The sequence below is a fragment of the Cryobacterium sp. genome, assembly GCF_025463825.1.
Taxonomy (GTDB): Bacteria; Actinomycetota; Actinomycetes; order Actinomycetales; family Microbacteriaceae; genus Cryobacterium.
This window is the reverse complement of the sequence record NZ_JAODBG010000055.1, coordinates 24480-45828: the sequence shown is the minus strand read 5'-3', so window position 1 is coordinate 45828 and position 21349 is coordinate 24480. Positions and strand designations below refer to the sequence as shown.

General features: G+C 67.1%; 23 protein-coding genes. 9 read left to right on the top strand and 14 right to left on the bottom strand.

From position 1 onward, the window contains the following. Positions 1 to 203: 203 nt before the first annotated feature. Entirely contained in the window at positions 204 to 1055 is an 852-nt protein-coding gene (locus JWP54_RS06770; protein ID WP_297369232.1) for a Sir2 family NAD-dependent protein deacetylase, read from the top strand. A 25-nt stretch (positions 1056 to 1080) separates the two neighbouring features. Next, positions 1081 to 1650: a histidine phosphatase family protein gene (locus JWP54_RS06765; protein ID WP_297369229.1), complete on the top strand. Its 570-nt coding sequence runs from the start codon at positions 1081 to 1083 to the stop codon at positions 1648 to 1650. Positions 1651 to 1736: 86 nt separating this feature from the next. Here the strand turns inward: JWP54_RS06765 and JWP54_RS06760 are convergent, their stop codons facing one another. Both JWP54_RS06760 and JWP54_RS06755 read right to left on the bottom strand, forming a co-directional pair. Then, entirely contained in the window at positions 1737 to 2843 is a 1107-nt protein-coding gene (locus JWP54_RS06760) for a glycosyltransferase family 1 protein (RefSeq protein WP_297369226.1), read from the bottom strand. After that, positions 2840 to 3742, bottom strand: coding sequence for an alpha/beta hydrolase (locus tag JWP54_RS06755; RefSeq protein ID WP_297369222.1), 903 nt, complete (start codon positions 3740 to 3742; stop codon positions 2840 to 2842). Before JWP54_RS06755 ends, JWP54_RS06760 begins: the two co-directional genes overlap by 4 nt. A 124-nt stretch (positions 3743 to 3866) precedes the next feature. On the opposite strand from JWP54_RS06755, the gene treS reads away from it, so the two are divergent. Then, positions 3867 to 5627, top strand: a complete 1761-nt coding sequence (gene treS / locus JWP54_RS06750; RefSeq protein WP_297369219.1) for a maltose alpha-D-glucosyltransferase — start codon at positions 3867 to 3869, stop codon at positions 5625 to 5627. Positions 5628 to 5691: 64 nt separating this feature from the next. Here treS and JWP54_RS06745 read toward each other — a convergent pair whose 3' ends face one another. The 3 genes from JWP54_RS06745 to glgA all read right to left on the bottom strand — a co-directional run bounded on the left by JWP54_RS06745 (position 5692) and on the right by glgA (position 8082). Further along, positions 5692 to 5943, bottom strand: coding sequence for a type B 50S ribosomal protein L31 (locus JWP54_RS06745; RefSeq protein ID WP_297369215.1), 252 nt, complete (start codon positions 5941 to 5943; stop codon positions 5692 to 5694). Positions 5944 to 6077: 134 nt separating this feature from the next. After that, positions 6078 to 6860, bottom strand: coding sequence for an ABC transporter ATP-binding protein (locus JWP54_RS06740; RefSeq protein ID WP_297369212.1), 783 nt, complete (start codon positions 6858 to 6860; stop codon positions 6078 to 6080). 40 nt (positions 6861 to 6900) lie between these two features. After that, a complete protein-coding gene (glgA, locus tag JWP54_RS06735; protein ID WP_297369209.1) occupies positions 6901 to 8082 on the bottom strand; it encodes a glycogen synthase in 1182 nt (393 codons plus the stop codon). Positions 8083 to 8163: 81 nt separating this feature from the next. Here glgA and glgC point away from each other — a divergent pair, with 81 nt between their 5' ends. Both glgC and serB read left to right on the top strand, forming a co-directional pair. Next, entirely contained in the window at positions 8164 to 9408 is a 1245-nt protein-coding gene (gene glgC / locus JWP54_RS06730) for a glucose-1-phosphate adenylyltransferase (protein ID WP_297369207.1), read from the top strand. Next, positions 9405 to 10052 carry a phosphoserine phosphatase SerB gene (gene serB / locus JWP54_RS06725; protein WP_297369203.1) on the top strand — a complete coding sequence of 216 codons (648 nt, stop codon included), beginning with the start codon at positions 9405 to 9407 and terminating at the stop codon, positions 10050 to 10052. Before glgC ends, serB begins: the two co-directional genes overlap by 4 nt. A 43-nt stretch (positions 10053 to 10095) precedes the next feature. Here the strand turns inward: serB and fabG are convergent, their stop codons facing one another. After that, on the bottom strand, positions 10096 to 10806 hold the full coding sequence (gene fabG / locus JWP54_RS06720) for a 3-oxoacyl-ACP reductase FabG (protein ID WP_297369200.1): 711 nt from the start codon (positions 10804 to 10806) through the stop codon (positions 10096 to 10098). A gap of 154 nt (positions 10807 to 10960) precedes the next feature. Between fabG and JWP54_RS06715 the strand changes: the two genes are divergently transcribed. Genes JWP54_RS06715 through JWP54_RS06705 form a run of 3 tightly spaced genes read left to right on the top strand, consistent with a single transcriptional unit; the run spans position 10961 to position 12347 of the window. Beyond that, positions 10961 to 11284 (top strand): DUF3099 domain-containing protein, encoded by a 324-nt coding sequence (locus tag JWP54_RS06715; RefSeq protein ID WP_367274190.1) that lies wholly within the window; start codon positions 10961 to 10963, stop codon positions 11282 to 11284. Then, positions 11281 to 11508, top strand: a complete 228-nt coding sequence (locus JWP54_RS06710; protein ID WP_297369194.1) for a hypothetical protein — start codon at positions 11281 to 11283, stop codon at positions 11506 to 11508. Before JWP54_RS06715 ends, JWP54_RS06710 begins: the two co-directional genes overlap by 4 nt. Continuing rightward, positions 11505 to 12347 (top strand): SURF1 family protein, encoded by an 843-nt coding sequence (locus JWP54_RS06705; RefSeq protein ID WP_297369192.1) that lies wholly within the window; start codon positions 11505 to 11507, stop codon positions 12345 to 12347. Before JWP54_RS06710 ends, JWP54_RS06705 begins: the two co-directional genes overlap by 4 nt. 69 nt (positions 12348 to 12416) lie before the next feature. Here JWP54_RS06705 and JWP54_RS06700 read toward each other — a convergent pair whose 3' ends face one another. The 7 genes from JWP54_RS06700 to sufB all read right to left on the bottom strand — a co-directional run bounded on the left by JWP54_RS06700 (position 12417) and on the right by sufB (position 19096). Further along, positions 12417 to 14015 (bottom strand): ABC-F family ATP-binding cassette domain-containing protein, encoded by a 1599-nt coding sequence (locus JWP54_RS06700; protein ID WP_297369189.1) that lies wholly within the window; start codon positions 14013 to 14015, stop codon positions 12417 to 12419. Positions 14016 to 14134: 119 nt separating this feature from the next. After that, entirely contained in the window at positions 14135 to 14785 is a 651-nt protein-coding gene (locus tag JWP54_RS06695) for a TetR/AcrR family transcriptional regulator (RefSeq protein WP_297369187.1), read from the bottom strand. A 156-nt stretch (positions 14786 to 14941) separates the two neighbouring features. Beyond that, positions 14942 to 15271 (bottom strand): metal-sulfur cluster assembly factor, encoded by a 330-nt coding sequence (locus tag JWP54_RS06690; RefSeq protein WP_104166251.1) that lies wholly within the window; start codon positions 15269 to 15271, stop codon positions 14942 to 14944. A 4-nt stretch (positions 15272 to 15275) separates the two neighbouring features. Next, positions 15276 to 16040: a Fe-S cluster assembly ATPase SufC gene (gene sufC, locus JWP54_RS06685; protein ID WP_297369182.1), complete on the bottom strand. Its 765-nt coding sequence runs from the start codon at positions 16038 to 16040 to the stop codon at positions 15276 to 15278. 84 nt (positions 16041 to 16124) lie between these two features. Further along, positions 16125 to 16451, bottom strand: a complete 327-nt coding sequence (locus tag JWP54_RS06680) for a non-heme iron oxygenase ferredoxin subunit (RefSeq protein WP_297369179.1) — start codon at positions 16449 to 16451, stop codon at positions 16125 to 16127. Between the two features lie 2 nt (positions 16452 to 16453). Further along, the gene (gene sufD / locus JWP54_RS06675) at positions 16454 to 17677 is read right to left on the bottom strand and encodes a Fe-S cluster assembly protein SufD (RefSeq protein ID WP_297369176.1); all 1224 of its coding nucleotides are present in this window, start codon (positions 17675 to 17677) and stop codon (positions 16454 to 16456) included. After that, the gene (sufB, locus tag JWP54_RS06670) at positions 17678 to 19096 is read right to left on the bottom strand and encodes a Fe-S cluster assembly protein SufB (protein ID WP_297369173.1); all 1419 of its coding nucleotides are present in this window, start codon (positions 19094 to 19096) and stop codon (positions 17678 to 17680) included. A 286-nt stretch (positions 19097 to 19382) separates the two neighbouring features. Between sufB and JWP54_RS06665 the strand changes: the two genes are divergently transcribed. Continuing rightward, positions 19383 to 20327 (top strand): COX15/CtaA family protein, encoded by a 945-nt coding sequence (locus tag JWP54_RS06665; protein ID WP_297369171.1) that lies wholly within the window; start codon positions 19383 to 19385, stop codon positions 20325 to 20327. 78 nt (positions 20328 to 20405) lie between these two features. Here JWP54_RS06665 and JWP54_RS06660 read toward each other — a convergent pair whose 3' ends face one another. Continuing rightward, a complete protein-coding gene (locus tag JWP54_RS06660; protein WP_297369169.1) occupies positions 20406 to 21335 on the bottom strand; it encodes a heme o synthase in 930 nt (309 codons plus the stop codon). Positions 21336 to 21349: the final 14 nt, after the last annotated feature.

Genomic DNA, 21349 nt, shown 5'->3' with positions numbered 1-21349 from the left:
GGCGGCCGCCTTTCTGAATGGGTGGGCTTCCAGACTGTCAGGTCTGCGGGGCAGATCCGATGCGGGTCGGCCGGAGAAGTGGGCGGGTGGTCGGCGAGATCTGTAACACCGTCGAAAACTGACCAGTTTAGACTCGAAGGACATCGTCGTCGGGTCAGGCCGCCAGGGCCGAGCCGTCGACGCGGTCAAGTGGATGGAGCACGATGACGGCTGAGACACTCGCGACACCGTCGGTGGGCGCCGAGCAGGCGCTCGACGGCCTCGCCACCCTGCTCCGCGACCGGCGCACCGCGGTCCTCACCGGCGCCGGCGTGAGCACGGACTCCGGAATCCCCGATTACCGTGGCGCCGGAGCTCCCGTGCGCGTCCCGATGACTTTCCAGACCTTCGTGGCGGACGAGCGCGCCCGCAAACGCTACTGGGCCGGCAGCCACCTCGGCTGGCACCGGTTCCGGGCAGCCGAACCCAACCTCGGCCACCGTTCCCTCGTTCTCCTGGAGAACGCCGGACTGGTCAGCGGGGTCATCACCCAGAACGTCGACGGGCTGCACACCCGGGCCGGGTCCCGGCACGTCGTCGACCTGCATGGCTCCATGGACCTCGTGGTGTGCCTCTCCTGCGGACAGGCGTTCGGGCGGGACAGCATCGCGGCCAGGCTGGAGGCCGACAACCCGGTGCTCGCGCATCCGGAACAGGTGGAGATCGCTCCGGACGGCGATGCCATCGTCGTGGACATCGACGGGTTCATCGTGCCGGACTGCTCCGTCTGTGGCGGTCTGCTCAAACCGAACGTGGTGTTCTTCGGCGAGCTCGTGCCCACGGGCAAATTCGCCGCGGCCGCCGCCCTGGTGCGCGCTGCCGATGCGCTGATCGTGGCCGGCTCATCCCTGGCCGTCAACTCGGGGATCCGGCTGCTCGAACTCGCCAGGCGGCGGAAGCTGCCGATCGTCGTTATCAACCGCGGGGCGACGAAAGGCGACGGTCGAGCACTGGTTAAGCTGGAGGCAGGCACGTCGGAGACGTTTGCCGGGCTGGTGAGCAGACTCACCGGCTAGCTCCCGCTCAGCAGAAGGCGTAGTCATGACCAGGTTCGCGATCGTCCGGCACGGCCAGACCGACTGGAACCTGGAAAAACGCATCCAGGGCAGCACCGACATCCCCCTGAACACGCTCGGCCGGGCGCAGGCGGCCGAAACCGGGCTGTCGCTGCGCGGCACTCGCTGGGACGCCGTCGTCACCAGCCCGCTGGTGCGAGCGCTGGAAACCGCCCGCATCATTGCCGGGGAACTGGACCATTCGGCTGCTCCCCTCATCGTGCCGGAACTCACCGAACGCCACCACGGCGACATCGAGGGGCTGACCTTCGCCGAGCGCCAGGTGCGGTTCCCGGACGGATCGGTGGTCCCGGGCCTGGAGACCCGACAGGCCGTGCTCGATCGGGTGCTGCCCGCCCTGGAGCGGCTGGCGACGGCGCATCCGGATCGGGAACTCGTCGTGGTCTGCCACGGCGGCGTGATCGGCACCCTGGTGCGGTACGCGACCGACGGCGAACGACCCGTCCCCGGCGAGCTGATCCCGAACGGTTCAGTGCATGACTTCCACTGGCGGGCCGGCCGGCTTGAACTCGAGTCGTTCGTCTCTGCCCGTTAGGCCCGGTGCTCGTTTGGCCCGGTGCTCGTTAGGCCCGGTGCCCGTTAGGCCCGGTGCCCGCCCGGCCCGGTGCTCGTTAGGCCCGGTCAGCGCCGCGGCGCGGCCTGGGTGCCTTGCAGCACCTCGAACAGCCGCCGGGCGGAGGTCGCCCAGGTGAACGTGGCCGCCTGCTGCACGGAGAGGCGCGAGCGTCGCGCCCATTCCCCCGGTTCTTCCAGGGCGAGCACGGCGGCAGCGAAGGCGTCGGGATTCCGGGCAGCCGCGAAGCTCGCGGCGTCGCCGCCGATCTCCCGGAAGATGGCGATGTCGCTGGCCACCACGGGGATGCCCAAGCTCATCGCCTCGACCAGCGGGATGCCGAAGCCCTCGTCGAGGGACGCCGTGACCAGGGCCGTCGCCTCGGCCAGGAGCTGGACGTAGGCGTCGTCGGTCACCCCGTTGTGGAACACCAGCGTCGCCTGCGGGGCGAGGGCGCTGAGCCGGGCGCGTTCGTCGTCGCCGATCCGGCTGAGCAGATGGAGTTCGTAGCCGGGCAGCGCCGCTGTCGCCCGCACGAGGGTGTCGACGTTCTTGTACGGCATGAACGAGCCCATGTAGACGAGCCGCCTGGTCGCCGGTGCGCTGCGCGGTGTCATGGACGCTCCCGCCGCGACGGAATCAGCCGCATTGGGCACTACCGAGACCGGCCGGACGGTCAACCGGTGCCGGGCGATGAGAGCGGCCGTGGTCTCGGACACCGTCACCACACCGTCGGCCCGGTTCAGCAGCATCCGCTGGGGAGCCCAGGACAGGTGGTACAGGCGCCAGAGCAACCGGATCCCCGCGGAGAATTCCCGCGGCGGGGTGCGGTTGCGGTAATAGATCAGGTCGTGCACCGTGAGCACCAGGCGGTAGCGGCGGCCCCAGGAGCCCATGGTCTGCATCGGGGTGAAGACGATGTCCGGTTTCAGCTTGTTCACGGTGAGCGCCACGAGGGGCTCGAGCGGGCTGGTCGGTGACCGCACCAGCTGCCACGGCAGGGTGGGCAGCATGGCGAGCTGGCGGTGGTTGCTGATCAGCATGGTCACCGGGTGCAGCCGGCTCAGCTCGGTGACCAGCCCGGCGGTGTACCGGCTGATGCCGTCGTGCCGGTCGGTGCGGGTGTACCGGCAGTCGAAGACGATCCGGAGCGGTTTCTCGGCGGGCGCGCTCATGACTCTCCCGCCTCCAGGAACCGCCGCAGCTGAGCCGCCGCGGCCTCAGGGACCTCATAGTGGATCAGGTGCCCGACGCCGGGGATGACGTGCAGTCGGGCGTCGGCGAACTGGGCGCGCAGCGTCACCTGCGCGGCGACCGGGGTGATGTCGTCTTTTTCGGCGGCGATCAGCAGCGTCCTGGTGGGAATCGTGTCGGCGTACTCGCTGACGTCGTGGCTCACGGAGGCGGTGAAGGCCTGGAGCACGACGGTGCGGTCGGCGAAGGCCGAGAAGTACCTGTCGTGCTGGTCGTGGATCCAACGGCGGCGCGCCCGGCTCCGGGTCTTCGCCATGGTGATGCTCATCACCCGCACGATGATGCGGTTGCGCAGCAGGGCGAAGCCCAGCCGCTCCGGCAGCGTCGCGCCGAGCCAGTAGTAGAACACGGCAAGCCGCGTCAGGTTCCCCCGAGGGCCGGCGAGGGCCGGGGCTGCGATGGGGTTTACGAGGACCAGGTCGTCCGCCGGCAGGCCGCCGGGCGCGGCGGCTGCGGCGGCGACGATGATGGAGCCGAAGGAATGCCCGAGCACGACGACGCGGCCGGGCACGGCGGCCAGGCGCAGGAATTCGGTCAGCCAGGCGGCGTAGGACTCGATGGTGTGCCCGGCGGCGGGGAAGGGTGCCGATTCGCCGAACCCGGGCAGGTCGGGAGCGAGGACGCGGAGCCCCTGCAGCTGGGCTACGACGGCTTCGAGGCCGTGATGGTCACCACGGAACCCGTGCACCATCACCACGGTCGTCGGCGACGCCTGGTCGCCGTATTCCCAGTACCGGGTATCGCTGCCCAGGACGGAAACGCTGTGGGCACGGGCATCCATCACGGAGAGCAGGTCGGCGTATGGCGAGGGAACGATCATCGCTCCCAGTTTAGGCGGGCGCACCTCGCGGGACTCGACAGGAACCGCCCCAATCGATTTAGACTCTTTCGTATCTGCACCATCCATAGTTGACGCGAGCCGCGCCAGTGCCGGAAGGAACGCCGTGAGCTTCTCCGCACCCATTCAGTTGCCCGGGCTGACCCTCGATCCGCGCTGGTATCGCCGCGCGGTGTTCTATGAGGTCATGGTCCGCTCCTTCGTCGACAGCAACGCGGATGGTGCCGGCGACCTGTCCGGTCTCATCTCGAAGCTGGACTACCTGCAGTGGCTCGGCATCGATGCCCTCTGGATTCCGCCGTTCTTCACCTCCCCGTTGCGGGACGGTGGCTATGACGTCGCGGACTACCGGTCGATCCTGCCCGAATTCGGCACGCTCGAGGAATTCAGGGAGCTGGTGACCAAGGCGCACGAACGCAATATGCGCATCATCATCGACCTGCCGTTGAACCACACCTCCGACCAGCACGCCTGGTTCCAGCAGTCCCGGCACGATCCCGCGGGGCCCTTCGGGGACTTCTACGTCTGGAGCGACACGGACGAGCGGTACCCGGACATCCGGATCATCTTCACCGATACGGAGGATTCCAACTGGGCGTTCGACTCGGTGCGGCGCCAGTTCTACTTCCACCGCTTCTTCTCCCACCAGCCGGACCTGAACTATGAGAACCCCGCGGTGCACAAAGCGATCATCGAGGTCGTGCGGTACTGGTTGGACCTGGGCGTGGACGGCTTCCGATTGGACGCGATCCCCTACCTCTACGAGTCGGATGAGGGCAACGGGGAGGGCGAACCGCCCACCCACGACTTCATCCGGCACCTGCGCGGCATCCTTGACCGCGACTACCCCGGCCGGGTCATGGTCGCCGAGGCGAATCAGTGGCCGCGTGAGGTGGCCGCGTTCCTCGGCACCGAAGACGAACCGGAATGCCATATGGCCTTCGATTTCCCCGTCATGCCGAGGATCTTCTACTCCCTCCGTTCGCAGCGGGCGGGCGAGCTCGTGCGGGTGCTGTCGGAGACGACCGACATCCCCGCCGGCGCGGGCTGGGCCGTGTTCCTGCGCAACCACGACGAGCTCACCCTCGAGATGGTCAGCGAGGAGTATCGCCAGGCGATGTACGGCTGGTACGCCTACGACCCCAGGATGCGCGCCAACATCGGCATTCGCCGCCGGTTGGCGCCCCTCCTGGACAACTCCCGCTCAGAGCTCGAGCTCGCCCACGCGCTGCTGTTCGCCCTGCCCGGAAGCCCGTTCCTCTACTACGGCGACGAGATCGGGATGGGCGACAACATCTGGCTGCCCGACCGGGACAGTTCCCGCACGCCGATGCAGTGGACCCCGGACCGGAACGCCGGGTTCTCCGCGGCCGATCCGGGCAAGTTGTACCTGCCCGTCGTGCAGTCCCTGGTGTACAACTACACGCAGACCAACGTCGAATCCCACCTGGCGCAGTCCGGGTCGCTGCTGCACTGGATTCGCAACGTCATCCACGTGCGGAAGGGGCATCCGACGTTCGGTCTGGGGTCCCTGCGGGTGCTGGCGACGGGCCACGAGTCGATCCTCGCGTTCGTGCGGGAATACGCCGGGTCCGGGTCGAGCTTCGGCGATCAGCCGGAGACCGTTCTGTGCGTCTTCAGCTTTGCGCACAACGCCGTCGCATTCCAAATCGATGACCCCGAGATGGCCGGCACCCGGCTGTACGACATCTTCGGCGGGGCCGTGTTCCCGTCCTTCGACGATGCCGGTTCGATCACGCTCACCCTGGGCGCGCAGAGCTTCTACTGGTTGCATTGCGGCGCGGGTGGTACGGGCCTGAACGCCATGGGGATGAACGCGGGCGTGCGTTACAACACAACAGGGTGACCAGCCGAAGCTGATCACCCTGAGGAGCGGAACCGTCAGACGGATCCGAGAAGGCTGGGTCGGACTACTTGCCGAAGCCCTTGTAGCGGGAGTTGAACTTCTCGACGCGGCCGGCGGAGTCCATGATGCGCTGCTTGCCCGTGTAGAACGGGTGGGACTCGGAGGAGATCTCCACGTCGATGACGGGGTAGGTGGTGCCGTCTTCCCACTCGATGGTCTTGGCGCTGGAGACCGTCGAACGGGTAAGGAACGTCGCACCCGACGCGAGGTCGCGGAAGACCACGGGAGCGTATGTGGGGTGAATGTCAGACTTCATGGAGACTTCCTTGGTGCGTTTCGGTGGGTGGGTTCTGGCTCGCCGGTTGCGGCAGAAAAGTGTTCCGGTCACGAGGACCAGCTAGTGAGTTTAGCAGAATCTTGGGCCGCGAGGTGGCCAGGACTCGCCGGCGCTCAGATTGCCCGGGCAGCGTAGCGCCCGTCGGTCTCCGTCAGCTCGATCGGCAGGCCGAAGGCCTCGGTCAGGGTGTCGGAGGTGAGGGCCTCGGCGAGTGGTCCGGCGCTGACGACCGAGCCGCCGGACAGCAGCAGGACGTGCGTGAATCCGCGCGGGATCTCCTCGACGTGGTGGGTGACCATGATGATGGCCGGGGAGTTCGGTTCGCTCGCGTAACCGCTGAGCAGCCGGAGGAGTTCTTCCCGGGCGCCGAGGTCCAGGCTGGCGGCCGGCTCGTCGAGGAGCAGGATCTCCGGGTCGGTCATGATCGACCGGGCGATCTGCACGCGCTTCTGCTCGCCGTCGCTCAAGGTGCCGAACTTGCGGCCGGCCAGGTGGTCGAGCTTCCACTCGGTCAGGACCCGCTGGGCGCGGCGCTCGTCGATCTCCTCGTACTCCTCGTTCCAACGACCGGTCACGGAGTACGCGGCGGTCATCACGACGTTGAGCACGGTTTCCGAGGCGGGCACCCGGCGGGCCATGGCCGTGGAGGCGAACCCGATCCGGGGACGCAACTCGAACAGGTCGCTGGCGCCGATCGGCTCTTCGAGCACCTCGGCGGTGCCCGTGGAGGGGTGCAGCAGGGCCGCGGCGATCTGCAGCGTGGTGGTCTTGCCGGCTCCGTTGGGGCCGAGGATCACCCAACGCTGATCGTCTTCAACGCTCCAATCCACTGAGTCGAGGATGGCTGAGCCACCCCGGACGACGGAAACCCCGGTGAAGTGAAGAACGTTGACCATATCCCCATGTTATCGGGCGTCGCCGGGCCCCCGGGTCACGCTAGAGCAGTCCGGCGTAAATCTCCCGCGTGCTGGCGGCGATCTGGCCCCAACTGAACATCTCCTCGGCGCGCACCCGGCCGGCGCGACCCATTTCGGCGGCCAGCGCGGGGTCCGCAAGGACCTCGGTGAGCGTGCGCGCGAGGTCGGCGACGAAAATCTCCGGATCGGTGGGGGTTCCGGTGCCGTCGCTCAGCTGGTCGATGGGCACCAGACGCCCGGTGACGCCGTCCGCGACAACCTCGGGGATACCGCCGGTGGCGGTTCCCACGACGGGCAGGCCGCAGGCCATGGCCTCCAGGTTGACGATTCCGAGCGGTTCGTACACCGACGGGCACACGAACACGGTGCCGGCGGTGAGCACGGCCGAGAGCTCCGGCTGCGGAAGCAGCCGGTCGATCCAGACCACCCCGGAGCGTTCCTTCTGCAGGGCCTGGACGAGGTCCGTGACCTCGGCGAGGATGCCGGGCGTGTCGGGGGCGCCCGCGCACAGCACGAGCTGCACCTCGGGCGGCAGCAGAGCGGCGGCCCGCAGCAGGTACGGCAGGCCCTTCTGCCGGGTGATGCGGCCCACGAAGACCACGGCGGGCCGGTCGGGGTCGATGCCGAGGGCCCGGACGGTGTCGTGGTCGTCGACGGGCTTCCACCGGTCGAGGTCGATGCCGTTGTAGACCACGTGCACCCGGGCCGGATCCAGCGCCGGGTAGCTGCGCAGGATGTCCGCACGCATGCCTCCGCTGACGGCGATCACGGCGTCCGCGGCCTCGAACGCGGTCTTCTCGATCCAGCTGGACACGCGGTAGCCGCCGCCGAGCTGTTCGGCCTTCCAGGGTCGCAACGGCTCAAGGCTGTGCGCGGTGACCACGTGCGGCACGCCGTGCAGCAGCTTCGCGATGTGGCCGGCTCCGTTGGCGTACCAGGTGTGCGAGTGCACGACGTCGGCGCCCTGCACGTCCTGGGCCATCTGCAGGTCGACGCCCAAGGTCGTGAGGGTCGCGTTGGCGTCCGCCAGTTCGACGGGCACGCCGTAGGCGAACGTGTCGGGCTCCGTCCGGGCGGCGCCGAAGCACCGCACCGTGACATCGATGTCGGCGCGGAGCGCTTTCACGAGTTCCGCAACGTGAACACCGGCCCCTCCGTAGATTTCGGGCGGGTATTCCTTGGTGAGCAGATCGACGCGCATGCAGTAAAACTAGCGCAGCCTGTACCGCGGACACACCCCCGCACGCTGGTCGGAAGTCGCCGATGGCCCTACTCTGAAGTTATGAAGGCCAAGAAGATCTTTGGAATCGTTCTCGCAGGCGGCGAGGGAAAACGGCTGATGCCGTTGACCGAAGACCGCGCCAAGCCGGCGGTACCGTTTGGAGGGCATTACCGTCTGATCGACTTCGCACTGTCGAATCTGATCAACTCGGGCGTCACCCAGGTGGTCGTCCTGACGCAGTACAAGTCCCACAGCCTCGACCGGCACGTGTCGCAGACCTGGCATGTGTCCGGCGGTCTGTTCAACTCGTACATCGCCTCGGTGCCCGCCCAGCAGCGGCTGGGCAAGCGCTGGTTCAGCGGCTCCGCCGATGCGATCCTGCAGAGCCTCAACCTCATCCACGATGAGAAGCCCGACATCGTCGTCGTGGTCGGCGCGGACCACGTGTACCGCATGGACTTCAGTCAGATGATCCAGGCCCACATCGACTCCGGTGCCGAGGCGACCGTTGCCGCCATCCGTCAGCCGATCGGCCTGGCCGACCAGTTCGGTGTCATCGAAGTGGATGCCGCCACCCCCGACAAGATCAAGGACTTCCTGGAGAAGCCCAAGGACGCCGTCGGCCTGGCCGACGCGCCGCACGAGGTGTTCGCGTCGATGGGAAACTACGTCTTCAACACGGACGCCCTCATCGACGCTGTCCGCCGCGACGGCGAACGCACCGATTCCAGCCACGACATGGGCGGCGACATCGTTCCCGACTTCGTCAACCGTGGCGAGGCCGGCGTGTACGACCTGCAGCGCAACGAGGTGCCAGGCTCGACCGACCGCGACCGCTACTACTGGCGCGACGTGGGAACGATCGACTCGTTCTTCGAGGCGCACCAGGACCTGATCTCCGCCCTGCCGGTGTTCAACCTCTACAACCAGAGCTGGCCCATCTTCAGCCAGCAGCTGAACTCGCCGCCGGCGAAGTTCGTGCGGGATGCCAAGGGGTCGCTCGGTACCGTGATCGACTCGATCGTGTCGCTGGGTTGCGTCATTTCCGGTGCCCACCTCGAGCGCAGCGTCGTCGGCCCCTGGGCCGTCATCGACTCCGGCGCCCACGTCGTGGATTCGATCGTGTTCGACCGGGTGCAGATCCGGCCAGGCGCGGTGGTGCACCGCGCGATCCTCGACAAGGACGTCATCGTGGCCGAAGGCGCCGCCATCGGCGTCGACCGCGACCGAGACCTGGCCCGCGGGTTCAGCGTGACCGAATCCGGCATCACCGTGGTCGGGAAGGGTGTGCACGTACACCCGTGATCTCGCCAGTTCGCTTCCTCGTTGTCCTGGATGCCGATTCGACACTCATCGAGAACGAGGTCATCGAGCTTCTCGCTGACGCGGCCGGTTCCCTCGCCCAGGTGGCCGAGGTGACCGACCGTGCCATGCGGGGGGAACTCGACTTCGCCGAGAGCCTCCGCGAACGGGTAGCGACGCTGGCGGGGCTGTCCACCGACGTCTTCGCCGAGGTGGGGGCGCTCATCCGGCCTACCACCGGTGTGTACGACCTGATCGAAGGCCTCCACGCCGCCGGGAGCCGGATCGGTGTGGTGTCCGGTGGTTTCCATGAGCTCCTGGACCCGCTCGCTGCGTCCCTGGGTCTGGACCATTGGCGGGCCAACCGGCTCGAGGTGGCCGACGGACGCCTCACCGGCGGCCTGGTCGGCCCGATCATCGACGCGACCGCGAAAGCCACCGCCCTCACCGAATGGGCGGCGCTGGACGGCGTGGACCTCTGCTCGACGGTGGCGGTGGGTGACGGAGCCAACGACCTCACCATGATGCGGGTCGCCGGTCTCGGCGTCGCCTTCAACGCCAAACCCATCGTGCGCCGCACGGCCGACCTGGTGATCGGTACGACCGACCTCAGCCAGGTCCTGCCGATCCTGGGCCTGCGCGGTTGACCCGGCCGGTGCGAAGCCGGCCGGGTCTTTCGGGGCTCGAGGGTTAGTGGCCCATGCCCAGGCCGCCGTCGACGGGGATGACCGCGCCGGAGATATAGGACGCGTCGTCACCGGCGATCCAGGTGACGACCCTGGCGACCTCGGCGGGCGCGGCGAACCGGCCGGCCGGGATGTTCCGCTTGTACTCGGCCTGCTGCGCCTCGGGCAGGGCGGCGGTCATGTCGGTTTCGATGAAACCGGGGGCGACGACGTTCGCGGTGATGCCGCGGGCGCCGAGCTCCCTGGTGACCGAGCGGGCGAGACCGACCAGGCCGCTCTTGGACGACGAGTAGTTCACCTGGCCGGCGGAACCGTACAGCCCGACGACGCTGGAGATGAGCACGATCCGGCCGAACCTGGCCTTGAGCATGCCCTTGGACGCCCGCTTGACGACGCGGAACGCGCCGCTGAGGTTGGTGTCGATGACCGAGGTGAAGTCCTCCTCCGACATGCGCATGAGGAGGGTGTCCTTGGTGATGCCGGCGTTGGCCACGACCACTTCGACCGGGCCGAGCGCGGCTTCGATCTCGGTGAAGGCGGCGTCGACGGAGGCGTAGTCCGTGACGTCGGCCCGCACGGTGAGGCTGCCGGCGGGGCCCTCGCCGGAGCGGGCGGTGATGGCCACCCGGTGCCCTTTGGCGATGAATTCCTCGGCGATGGCGTAGCCGATGCCGCGATTGCCTCCGGTTACCAGAACTGTTCGAGCGGTCGCCATGGCGCGGTCCTTTCAGTGGGAATGCCCGCACGTCAGCGGGCACAGATCCATTCAGCTTAGAGCGTCCATCGATGCACCCCAGGGGTGGACAGGAGACGTAAACTTGTTTCACGACAGGTAACCGGCCTACGAATACCGATCACCGGGTGAAGCGATGGGCACGATGAAGCAGCAATCGATCACGACGCTCCCTCTGTCTCCGGAGGAGGAGCGGCGTCGCCGCATGATCCGGTATGCCGTCACGATGGGCATCCGCATGGTCTGCATCGTACTGATGCTGTTCGTGCAGGGCTGGTGGCTCCTGATTTGCGCTCTCGGCGCCATCCTGCTCCCGTACTTCGCCGTTGTCGCTGCGAATGTGCACGGCGGCCAGCCCACCCCTGAGGTGCTACGGCCCGGCGCCGTGGCCACGCTCCCCCGGCTTGCCGCCGGCCGCCCGGACGAGAACCGGCCCACGAGCGACGGAGAACCCCTGTGATCGGCTTCGGGGACGCCCCGGAGACCAGCTGCTCGCGGGCCGGCTGCCGAGAGGGCGCCGCCTGGCGGCTCGACTGGCGTAACCCGCGCATCCACGCCGAGGACCGCAGGAAAACCTGGCTTGCCTGCGACGAGCATGTCGAGTTCCTCAGCGATTTCCTGCGCACCCGCGATTTCCCCCTCACGGTGAGCGCCATCCGGCCCACCCAACCGGAGCCCGCATGACCGGCTGGCGGTTCCTGGTTTCGCGGCAGTGGGCAGGTTACCTGGCCCTCACGATCATCTTCGCCGTGGTGTGCTCGGGGCTCGGCATGTGGCAACTCGCCCGGCGCGCCGAGGCCCAGGTCGAGATCAGCCGGCTGGACGCGAACTTCGACGCCGAACCCGTGTCGCTGGCCGAGGCCCTGCCCACCCTGGAATCCTTCGACGAGGATCAAAAATGGTTGCCCGTCGAACTCACCGGAACCTACCTGCTGGATGAGGAGTTGCTCGTCCGGAACCGTTCGCTGAACATCAATCCCGGATTCGAGGTTCTCACTCCGCTGCTGCTGGCCAATGGTGACGTTTTCATCGTCGACCGCGGCTGGGTGCCGACCGGTGAAGACCAGAACTCCCCCGACGCGGTGCCGGCAGCGCCGGACGGCCAGGTCACCGTGGTGGTTCGGCTCAAGCAGGGAGAGCCAGTGCTGGCGGGCCGCAGTGCCAGCGGCAATCAGGTGGCCACCATCAACCTGCCCGACATCGCGGAACGGCTCGGCCAGGACACCTACACCGGCGCCTACGGACTGATGAAGTCGGAGGATCCGGCTCCCGCCGAACGTCCCACCGCCGTGCTGCGACCCGTTCGCGATGAAGGGCCGCACCTGTCCTACGCCTTCCAGTGGTTCGTCTTCGCCCTGATGGCGTTCGTGGGCCTGGGCTGGGCGGCCAGGCAGGAGTTCCGCACCGTCAACGCCGAGGTGCCGCAGGAGCAGGAGCGGGCCGCTGAGCGGGCCAGGCGGCAGGCGGCGAAGCCCCGCAGCGACGCCGAGATCGAGGACGAGCTGATCGACCAGCACTCCTGATCTGAGAGAGCGCAAAACCCGCCGCCCCTGACGGGGCCGGCGGGTTTTTCGCAGCTGGGACCGAACGGGTCAGGCGAGCGTGATCAACTCCAGGTAGTCCTTGTTCCAGTGGTCCTCGGTGCCGTCGGGCATGATGAGCACCCGCTCGGGGTTGAGCGCCTCGACGGCGCCCTCATCGTGGCTGACCAGCACCACGGCGCCGGTGAAGTGCGCCAGGGCATCCAGGATTTCTTCACGGCTGGCCGGGTCGAGGTTGTTGGTGGGCTCGTCGAGCAGCAGCACGTTGGCGCCGGAGACCACGATCATCGCCAGGGCGAGACGGGTCTTCTCTCCACCGGAGAGGACTCCGGCCGGTTTGTGCGAGTCGTCTCCGGTGAACAGGAACGAACCGAGCACCCGCCGGGCTTCCATCTCGGTGATGTTCGGCGATGAGGAGATCATGTTCTGCAGCACACTGCGCTTCACATCGATGGTCTCGTGTTCCTGGGCGAAATAGCCGATCCGCAGGCCGTGGCCGGCCACGATCTCGCCGGTGTCCGGTTTGTCCACCCCGGCGAGCATCCGCAGCAGGGTGGTCTTCCCGGCACCGTTGAGGCCCAGGATGACGACCTTGGAGCCACGGTCGATAGCCAGGTCGACGGCCGCGAAGATTTCGAGGGACCCGTAGCTCTTGGAGAGGTCGGAGGCCATCAGCGGGGTCCGGCCGCACGGGGCCGGCTCGGGGAACCGCAGTTTGGCGACCCGCTCAACGGCGCGCACGGCGTCCAGTCCGGACAGAAGCTTCTCGGCACGCGCGACCATCTGGTGGGCGGCGGCGGCCTTGCTAGCCTTGGCGCCGAACTTGGCGGCCTGCAGCTGCAGCGTGGATGCCTTCTTCTCGGCGTTGGCGCGTTCCTTCTTGCGGCGGTCCGCGTCGGCGACGCGCTGGCGCTGGTAGTTCTTCCAGTTCATGTTGTAGATGTCGATGACCATGCGGTTGGCATCGAGGTAGAACACTCGGTTGACGGTGTCGCCGACGAGTTCGATGTCGTGGCTGATGATGATGCAGCCGCCGCGGTAGTTCTTCACGAACTCCCGCAGCCACACCACCGAGTCGGCGTCGAGGTGGTTGGTGGGCTCGTCGAGGATCATCGTCTCGGCGGCGGAGAAGAGAATGCGGGCCAGCTCGATCCGGCGACGCTGCCCACCGGAGAGAGTGCGCAGCGGCTGATCGAGGATCCGGTCGGGCAGGTTCAGGTTGCTGGCGATCGACGCCGCCTCCGCCTCGGCGGCATAACCGCCCAGAGCGTTAAACTCGTCGGTGAGAGTGCCGTAGCGCTTCATCGCCCGTTCGCTGGTCTTGCTGTCGGTCGAACCCATCTCGATTCCGGCCTGAGTCAGGCCGAGGGAGATGGTGCCGAGGCCGCGGGCGTCGAGGATCCGGGTGCGGGCGAGCATGTCGGGGTCGCCGGAGCGCGGGTCCTGCGGGAGGTAGCCGATGTCGCCGGACTTCTCGATCTTCCCCTTGGTGGGAAGGGTCTCCCCCGCCAGGGTCTTCGTCAGCGTAGTCTTGCCGGCACCGTTCCGACCGACCAGGCCGATCTTGTCGCCGGCGGAAACGCGGAAGCTCACGTCCTCCATGAGCACGCGCGCCCCAACTCGGATTTCGAGATCTTGCACACTGAGCACAGCAATAGTCCATTCAAGGGAGTCGGAGGAGGGCGGCCAAAGGCGGCCAATCCACCAGTATATTTGTTCGCGCGGGGTTTCGGTGCCGATGTGCCCGAATGGGTGCTCTCGGCCGGCGATCACCGGGCGGGGAAACGCCCGGTGGGCAGCACCCCGGGCAGTGCGGACCGCAACCAGTTCTCGTAGGTTTCCCTCGACCAGCCGAAGCCGCCCACCAGGGTGGTGAACACCTGGGGATGGCCGAGCGCCCAGATCGACGTGGCGGCCTCATGGTCGCTCAGGCCCGGCCGCAGCCCCAGCTGGGAGCGGAGCGCGCCGACGGCTTCGCTGTACGCGTGCAGGCTGCGGGCTGCCATGCTGAGCTCGAGTTCCTTGATCTCCGGGTCCAGCCCGGCGGCCTCGTTGACCACGCGGTTCAGCGGAGCCGCCCGCTCGTTGGAATCGGCGATCCAGGCGGCGAGGACCCGCACGGCGCTCCCGGGGTTTCCGGCACCGGTGATCCCCGCGCCGAGCCCGGTCGCGGAGAGGCCGGCCGCACGCGCCCCGTCGTTCGTCGCGGCGAGGACCGCCGCGAGGACGTCCACCTTTGAGCCCACGGTGTTGTAGATGGTCTGGACGGCAACCCCGCCCTTGTCGGCGATGGCGGCGATCGACGTGCCCACGTAACCGTGTTCCCGCATCAACGCACTGGCGGCCTCGATGATGTCCCCCCGGGTGCCGGCGGTCTGGGCATCGCGGCGGATCTGGCTGCGGGTGCGCGGGTTATCCATCTGCTTAGAATAGCCCTCTAACGCCTGGTACGGCGTTACAAACGGTGATGCGTCGCGATCGCGCGTCGACGCCGGCCCATCCAGGCCGGATGGAACGAAAAACCGCGCCGGGCCGGATGCGTGGCATCCGTCCCGGCGCGGGCGGTTGGTTCGGTCTCAGATCGCGAAGCCGAGTGCGCGCATCATGTCGCGGCCGTCGTCGGTGATCTTCTCCGGACCCCACGGCGGCATCCAGACCCAGTTGATCCGGAACTGGTCGACGACGCCGTCCAGCGCTTCCGCGGTCTGTTCCTCGAGCACGTCGGTGAGCGGGCAGCCGGCCGATGTGAGAGTCATGTGGATGATCAGGGCGTCGTTCTCGTCGTCCCAGCCCAGGTCGTAGATCAGACCGAGGTCGACGACATTGATGCCCAGCTCAGGGTCCATGACGTCCTTGAGCGCCTCTTCGATCTCATCGAAGCGCGCCGGGGTGAGTGTGGAGACCATGGTTCTAGCCTACGGGCGTCTCGGCGAGGAAGCGATCGTATCCTTCGTCTTCGAGACGGTCGGCGAGTTCGGGGCCGCCCTGTTCGGCGATGCGGCCGTCCACGAAGACGTGCACGAAGTCGGGCTTGATGTAGCGCAGGATGCGGGTGTAGTGCGTGATCAGGAGCAGCCCGAGGCCGGTGTTCTCCTTGGCGCGGTTGACCCCCTCGGACACGATTTTCAGCGCGTCGACGTCGAGGCCGGAGTCGGTCTCGTCGAGGACGGCGAACTTGGGCTTGAGCAGTTCCAGCTGCAGGATCTCGTTGCGCTTCTTCTCGCCACCGGAGAAGCCTTCGTTGACGTTGCGCTCGGCGAAGCTCTTGTCCATGCGCAGGCGCACCATGGACTCGCGGACATCCTTGATCCAGGTGCGGATCGCAGGTGCCTCACCGTCGATGGCGGTCTTGGCGGTGCGGAGGAAATTGGTGACGGTGACGCCGGGGATCTCGACCGGGTACTGCATGGCCAGGAAGAGGCCGGCGCGGGCGCGCTCGTCGACGGTCATGGTGAGGACCTCGGCCCCGTCCAGCAGGATGGAACCGCTGTCGACGTGGTACTTGGGGTGGCCGGCGATCGTGTATGCCAGGGTGGACTTGCCGGAGCCGTTCGGCCCCATGATCGCGTGGATCTCGCCCTCGTTGATGGTGAGGTCGACGCCGCGCAGGATCTGCTTGGTGCCCTGGTCGGTCTCGACGCTGACGTGCAGGTCTTTGATCTCAAGAACAGACATTTTCAGTATCTCTTTCGTTGTCCGCGTGCTGCGGGCTTCAGTGTGGAGGGCCGGATGCCGCCGTGCGGGTGAGCGCGGAGGGCATCAGACGGCGATGGTGACCAGTGGGTCGATAAACACGTCTCCGTCGATCAGGTCGACCTGGTAGACGGGCACGGGCTCGTAGGCCGGCAGGGTCAGCGGGCGACCGGTCTTGAGCGAGAATTTGGAGCCGTGCGCCCAGCATTCCAGAGTGTCCCCTTCGACGAAGCCCTCGGACAGCGAGATGTCGCCGTGGGTGCAGGTGTCGCCGATGGCGAAGACGGCGCCGTTCGAGTCCCGGACGACGGCGATGGACACGCCGCCGATCTCGACCTTGATGGCCTCGTTGGGCTCAAGCTCGTCGAGCGCGCAAATCTTGGTTGACGCCATGTTCAGTTGCCTTCTGTTCCGCGGAGTTCGTCTTCGATGGCGCCCTGCAGGCGCTCTTCGAGGGCGGGTGAGCCGATGTGCTGCACGATTTCGCTGAGGAAGCCGCGCACGACGAGGCGCCGTGCTTCGATCTCCCCGATACCACGCGACTGCAGGTAGAACAGCTGCTCGTCGTCGAAGCGACCCGTGGCGCTGGCGTGTCCTGCTCCGAGGATGTCGCCGGTCTCGATTTCGAGGTTCGGGATGGAGTCTGCCCGGGTGCCCTCGGTGAGGACCAGGTTGCGGTTCTGCTCGTAGCTGTCGGTGCCCGGTGCGGTGTTGCCGATCAGCACGTCGCCAATCCAGACGGTGCGCGCTCCGGCGCCCTGCAGGGCGCCCTTGTAGGTCACCCGGCTGCGGCTGTTCGGTGCGTCGTGGTTGACGTACACCTGCTGCTCGAGGTGCTGGCCGGCGTCGGCGAAGTACAGGCCGAAGAGCTCGGTGTCGCTGCCCTGGCCGGCGAGGTGCACCGACGGGTTGACCCGCACGATGCCGCCGCCGAGGGAGACGACGACGTGCTTGAGGCGGGCGTCCCGGCCGATGCTGGCGAAGTGGTTCGCGAGCTGGACGGCGTCGGCGTTCCACTCCTGCACGGTGACGACCGTGAGGTTGGCGGATTCGCCGACGATGATCTCCACGTTCTCGGAGATGCGCGCGTCGCCGGTGTTCTGCAGGATCACGACGGCTTGGCTGAACGGCTTGGCCTCGATGACGGTGTGTGCAGCGCGGGGCGCCGAACCGAGGGCGGATCGGGTGAGCGTGATCTCCTTGGCTTCCTCGCCGGTGACGGTGATGGCCAGGGCCTTCTCGAAGGTGCTCCATGCGTTCGCGGCGGCGCGCTCCTCGGGGGCTCCGGCACCGCCGATGCGCGCATCGGTGCGGTCGACCCAGGTCACATCGACGTCGGCGTGCGGCGTCGAAGCGAAGTCGTACACCGCACCGTCGAGTTCGCCGGCGGTGAGGTCGGTGAACTTGGCGACGGGTGAAAGCTTCCAGACCGCTTCCCGGCCGGTGACGGCAGGGAAGTCGGCCACATCGAAGCTCTTGAATCGTGCGGAGCGGGTCTGCACGGGGACGAAGCCGAACCGGCCGTCTGAGTGTTCCTTGATGCCGTGCTGCTGCGCGGTGGGCAAGGCTTCCGACGAGGTTGCGGCGTCGGGCGCTGTTGAAGTTGAGGCGGCGGACATTTAGCCGACGGATCCTTCCATGCCCATTTCAATGAGCTTGTTGAGTTCGAGGGCGTACTCCATCGGGAGCTCCCTGGCGATCGGTTCGATGAAGCCACGCACGATCATGGCCATGGCTTCGTCTTCGGGCATGCCACGGCTCATCAGGTAGAAGAGCTGCTCTTCGCTGACCCGCGACACGGTGGCCTCGTGGCCGAGCTGAACGTCGTCGACCCGGATGTCGATGGCGGGGTAGGTGTCGGACCGGGACTGCGTGTCAACCAGCAGGGCATCACAGCGCACGGTGTTGGCGGAGTGGTGCGCTCCGGCATCCACGCGCACTTCACCGCGGTAACCGGCACGGCCACCGCCTCGGGCGATCGACTTCGACACGATGGAGGACTGCGTGTACGGGGCCATGTGGATCATCTTGGCGCCGGCGTCCTGGTGCTGGCCGGGGCCGGCGAACGCGACCGACAGGGTCTCGCCCTTGGCGTGCTCGCCCATCAGGTAGATGGACGGGTACTTCATGGTGACCTTCGAGCCGATGTTGCCGTCGATCCACTCCATGGTGGCGCCCTCGGCAGCCGTGGCGCGCTTGGTGACGAGGTTGTACACGTTATTCGACCAGTTCTGGATGGTCGTGTAGCGAACGCGGGCGTTTTTCTTCACGATGATCTCGACAACGGCGGAGTGCAGCGAGTCGGACTTGTAGATGGGGGCGGTGCAGCCCTCGATGTAGTGCACGTAGCTGCCCTCGTCGGCGATGATCAGCGTGCGCTCGAACTGGCCCATGTTCTCCGTGTTGATACGGAAGTAGGCCTGCAGCGGGATCTCGACGTGCACGCCGGGCGGCACGTAGACGAACGAGCCACCGGACCAGACCGAAGTGTTCAGGGCGGCGAACTTGTTGTCGCCGGACGGGATGACGCTGCCGAAGTACTCCTCGAAGAACTCCGGGTGCTCCTTGAGGGCGGTGTCGGTGTCCATGAAGATGACGCCCTGGGCTTCGAGTTCCTCGTTGATCTGGTGGTAGACCACCTCGGACTCGTACTGTGCGGCGACGCCGGACACCAGGCGCTGACGTTCGGCCTCGGGAATGCCGAGCTTCTCGTAGGTGTTCTTGATGTCGTCGGGCAGGTCTTCCCAGGTCTGGGCCTGCTTCTCCGTGGAGCGCACGAAGTACTTAATGTTGTCGAAATCGATCTCGGACAGATCGGCGCCCCACGTGGGCATGGGCTTGCGCTCGAAGAGCTGCAACGCCTTCAGGCGCCGCTCCAGCATCCAGGCCGGTTCCTTCTTCAGGTTCGAGATGTCGGTGACAACCTCGGGCGAAATTCCGCGGCGCGCGGAGGCGCCGGCGGCGTCGGAATCGGACCAGCCAAATTCGTACACCCCCAGCCCTGCGAGCTCGGGTCGGTCCAGTAGAACGTCAGACATTATTACCTCTTCTCCTATCCACATCAACCCGGATATCAGTCCGGCCATTCCCGCCCGGCGTGCCGTCACGACCGACTGGTCGAACGTGCACGGCCCAGGAGGAGTGAGTTGTGTGGATGGCTACGTTGCGTACCTAAGATGAACAGGGGCCGGTCGCGCCGTGACGAAAAAAACGCATGCCGCGCACGCTGGGCCCGTGAAACACCTAATTCTACAGGCTAGTGATGTTATTAGTAGTGCGACCCGGCGTATTCACATACGTGCGCACAAGCAGGGAGCAGAACCCGTGAACCGGATAATCGACTGGTTGCCCACGAGAGTGGACCGTCGTCTCATCGTGCTCGGCTGGGTGTACCTCGCCGCGCAGATCTTCCTGGTCGGCACGGGCGGCCTGGTCCGGCTCACCAGTTCAGGCTTGGGCTGCCCCACCTGGCCCAAGTGCACGGCCGACTCGATCGTCAACACCCCGGAGATGGGCATCCACGGCGTCATCGAATTCGGCAACCGCCTGCTCGGCGTGGTGCTCGGCCTGGTCGCCATCGTCGCCTTCGTCGCCGTGCTGCGGATGCGGAAGAGCCGCCCCGACCTGTTCCGGCTGACCCTGCTCGCGGGGCTGGGCATCCCCGCCCAGGCCGTGATCGGCGGTATCAGCGTGCTGACCCAGCTGAACCCCTACGTGGTCGGCCTGCACTTCGTGATCTCGGTGGGGCTGGTCGGGCTGTGCACCGCGTTCGTCTACCGGCTCTACACGGGCTCGGCTCCCCGGGAGCGCGTGGTTCCCGTCTGGTACCTGATCGTCGCCCACGTCACCACCCTCGTTGTTGCCGTGACCATCGCCGTGGGTATCCTCACGACCGGGTCCGGCCCGCATGCCGGTGACGCGGATGCGCCCCGGAACGGCCTGGACTCGGAGTTCCTGCAGCACGTGCACAGCTGGCCCGCCTACCTGACGCTGGCGCTCACGCTGGTGCTGGTCCTTTGGGCGGTGACCCTGCGCCTGCCGCTTCGTCGGTGGGCGTTCCTGCTGCTGGCCGTGGAGCTCGCGCAGACGGCGGTCGGCCTCATCCAGGCGAACCTGGGCCTGCCGGCCGTCCTGGTCGGCATCCACATGGTCCTGGCCTGCGTACTGGCCTCGGTGATGACGGCTCTGGTGCTTAACCTCAAGCAGCCCGTCGGCAGCCCGACCGCTCCCCCGGCCCCCCGCACCATTGCGGACACCCTGGCCCGCTGACCGCAACCGATGCCTCCGCGAGAGCGGCCCAGTGGTCACCTCAGCGCGCTGAAGCGACCTCAACGCTGCTCTCGCGGGTCAGAAGGGCAGCAGCGGGTCGACGCCGACGGCGACGAAGACCAGAGTCAGGTATGCGATCGAACCGTGGAACACCCGCATCGGCGACACGTGCTCGTGGCGGATGGCGAGGTTGTAGAGGCGGTGGGTCTCGTAGATGAACCAGGCGCCGGAGCCGGCCGCGACCAGCGTGTAGAGCAGGCCCATGCCGGCGATGGGGACCAGCAGCAGTGAACACGCCACGGTCGCCCAGGCGTACAGGATGACCTGCAGGCCGACCTGGGCGCGACCGCGTACCACGGACAGCATCGGCACGCCGGCGGCTTGGTAGTCGTCGCGGTACTTCATCGAGAGCGGCCAGTAGTGCGGCGGGGTCCACAGGAAGATGATGAGGAACAGGATGAACGGCGGCCAGGACAGGTCGCCGGTCACGGCGGCCCAACCGATCAGCACCGGCATGCAGCCCGCGACGCCGCCCCAGACGATGTTCTGCGCCGTGCGGCGCTTGAGGATCATCGTGTAGAACACCACATAGAGCAGGATGGCGCCCAGCGACAGCAGGGCGGCCACCCAGTTGGTGAAGATCCAGAGCCACGCGATCGACACGGCACCGAGCACCCAGGCGAAGACGAGGGCCTGCCGGTCCGTGAGCTCGCCGGTGACCAGCGGACGCCCCTGGGTGCGGTTCATCACCCGGTCGATGTCGCGGTCGAGGTAGCAGTTGAAGGCCCCCGCCGAACCGGCGCTGAAGGCGCCGCCGATGAGGGTGGCAAGCACCAGCCAAAGGCTCGGGATGCCACGTTCGGCCAGGATCATGGTCGGCGCCGTCACAACGAGTAACAATTCGACGACCCGGGGCTTGGTCAGCGACAGGTAGGCACGGAAGGTGCTGGCCATCCTCTCGAACCGAGCCGGCCGGCTGAGGGTGGGCGTCTTTTCGGCGGTATCCATAACTCCTCGTGCGC

What these genes read in the sequence shown, in the direction of transcription:
- JWP54_RS06770 (WP_297369232.1), top strand. Translation starts at nt 204, where the DNA reads ATGACGGCTGAGACACTCGCGACACCGTCGGTGGGCGCCGAGCAGGCG.
- JWP54_RS06765 (WP_297369229.1), top strand. Translation starts at nt 1,081, where the DNA reads ATGACCAGGTTCGCGATCGTCCGGCACGGCCAGACCGACTGGAACCTG.
- JWP54_RS06760 (WP_297369226.1), bottom strand. Translation starts at nt 2,843, where the DNA reads ATGAGCGCGCCCGCCGAGAAACCGCTCCGGATCGTCTTCGACTGCCGG.
- JWP54_RS06755 (WP_297369222.1), bottom strand. Translation starts at nt 3,742, where the DNA reads ATGATCGTTCCCTCGCCATACGCCGACCTGCTCTCCGTGATGGATGCC.
- JWP54_RS06745 (WP_297369215.1), bottom strand. Translation starts at nt 5,943, where the DNA reads ATGAAGTCTGACATTCACCCCACATACGCTCCCGTGGTCTTCCGCGAC.
- JWP54_RS06740 (WP_297369212.1), bottom strand. Translation starts at nt 6,860, where the DNA reads ATGGTCAACGTTCTTCACTTCACCGGGGTTTCCGTCGTCCGGGGTGGC.
- glgA (WP_297369209.1), bottom strand. Translation starts at nt 8,082, where the DNA reads ATGCGCGTCGATCTGCTCACCAAGGAATACCCGCCCGAAATCTACGGA.
- glgC (WP_297369207.1), top strand. Translation starts at nt 8,164, where the DNA reads ATGAAGGCCAAGAAGATCTTTGGAATCGTTCTCGCAGGCGGCGAGGGA.
- fabG (WP_297369200.1), bottom strand. Translation starts at nt 10,806, where the DNA reads ATGGCGACCGCTCGAACAGTTCTGGTAACCGGAGGCAATCGCGGCATC.
- JWP54_RS06715 (WP_367274190.1), top strand. Translation starts at nt 10,961, where the DNA reads ATGGGCACGATGAAGCAGCAATCGATCACGACGCTCCCTCTGTCTCCG.
- JWP54_RS06705 (WP_297369192.1), top strand. Translation starts at nt 11,505, where the DNA reads ATGACCGGCTGGCGGTTCCTGGTTTCGCGGCAGTGGGCAGGTTACCTG.
- JWP54_RS06695 (WP_297369187.1), bottom strand. Translation starts at nt 14,785, where the DNA reads ATGGATAACCCGCGCACCCGCAGCCAGATCCGCCGCGATGCCCAGACC.
- JWP54_RS06690 (WP_104166251.1), bottom strand. Translation starts at nt 15,271, where the DNA reads ATGGTCTCCACACTCACCCCGGCGCGCTTCGATGAGATCGAAGAGGCG.
- sufC (WP_297369182.1), bottom strand. Translation starts at nt 16,040, where the DNA reads ATGTCTGTTCTTGAGATCAAAGACCTGCACGTCAGCGTCGAGACCGAC.
- JWP54_RS06680 (WP_297369179.1), bottom strand. Translation starts at nt 16,451, where the DNA reads ATGGCGTCAACCAAGATTTGCGCGCTCGACGAGCTTGAGCCCAACGAG.
- sufD (WP_297369176.1), bottom strand. Translation starts at nt 17,677, where the DNA reads ATGTCCGCCGCCTCAACTTCAACAGCGCCCGACGCCGCAACCTCGTCG.
- sufB (WP_297369173.1), bottom strand. Translation starts at nt 19,096, where the DNA reads ATGTCTGACGTTCTACTGGACCGACCCGAGCTCGCAGGGCTGGGGGTG.
- JWP54_RS06660 (WP_297369169.1), bottom strand. Translation starts at nt 21,335, where the DNA reads ATGGATACCGCCGAAAAGACGCCCACCCTCAGCCGGCCGGCTCGGTTC.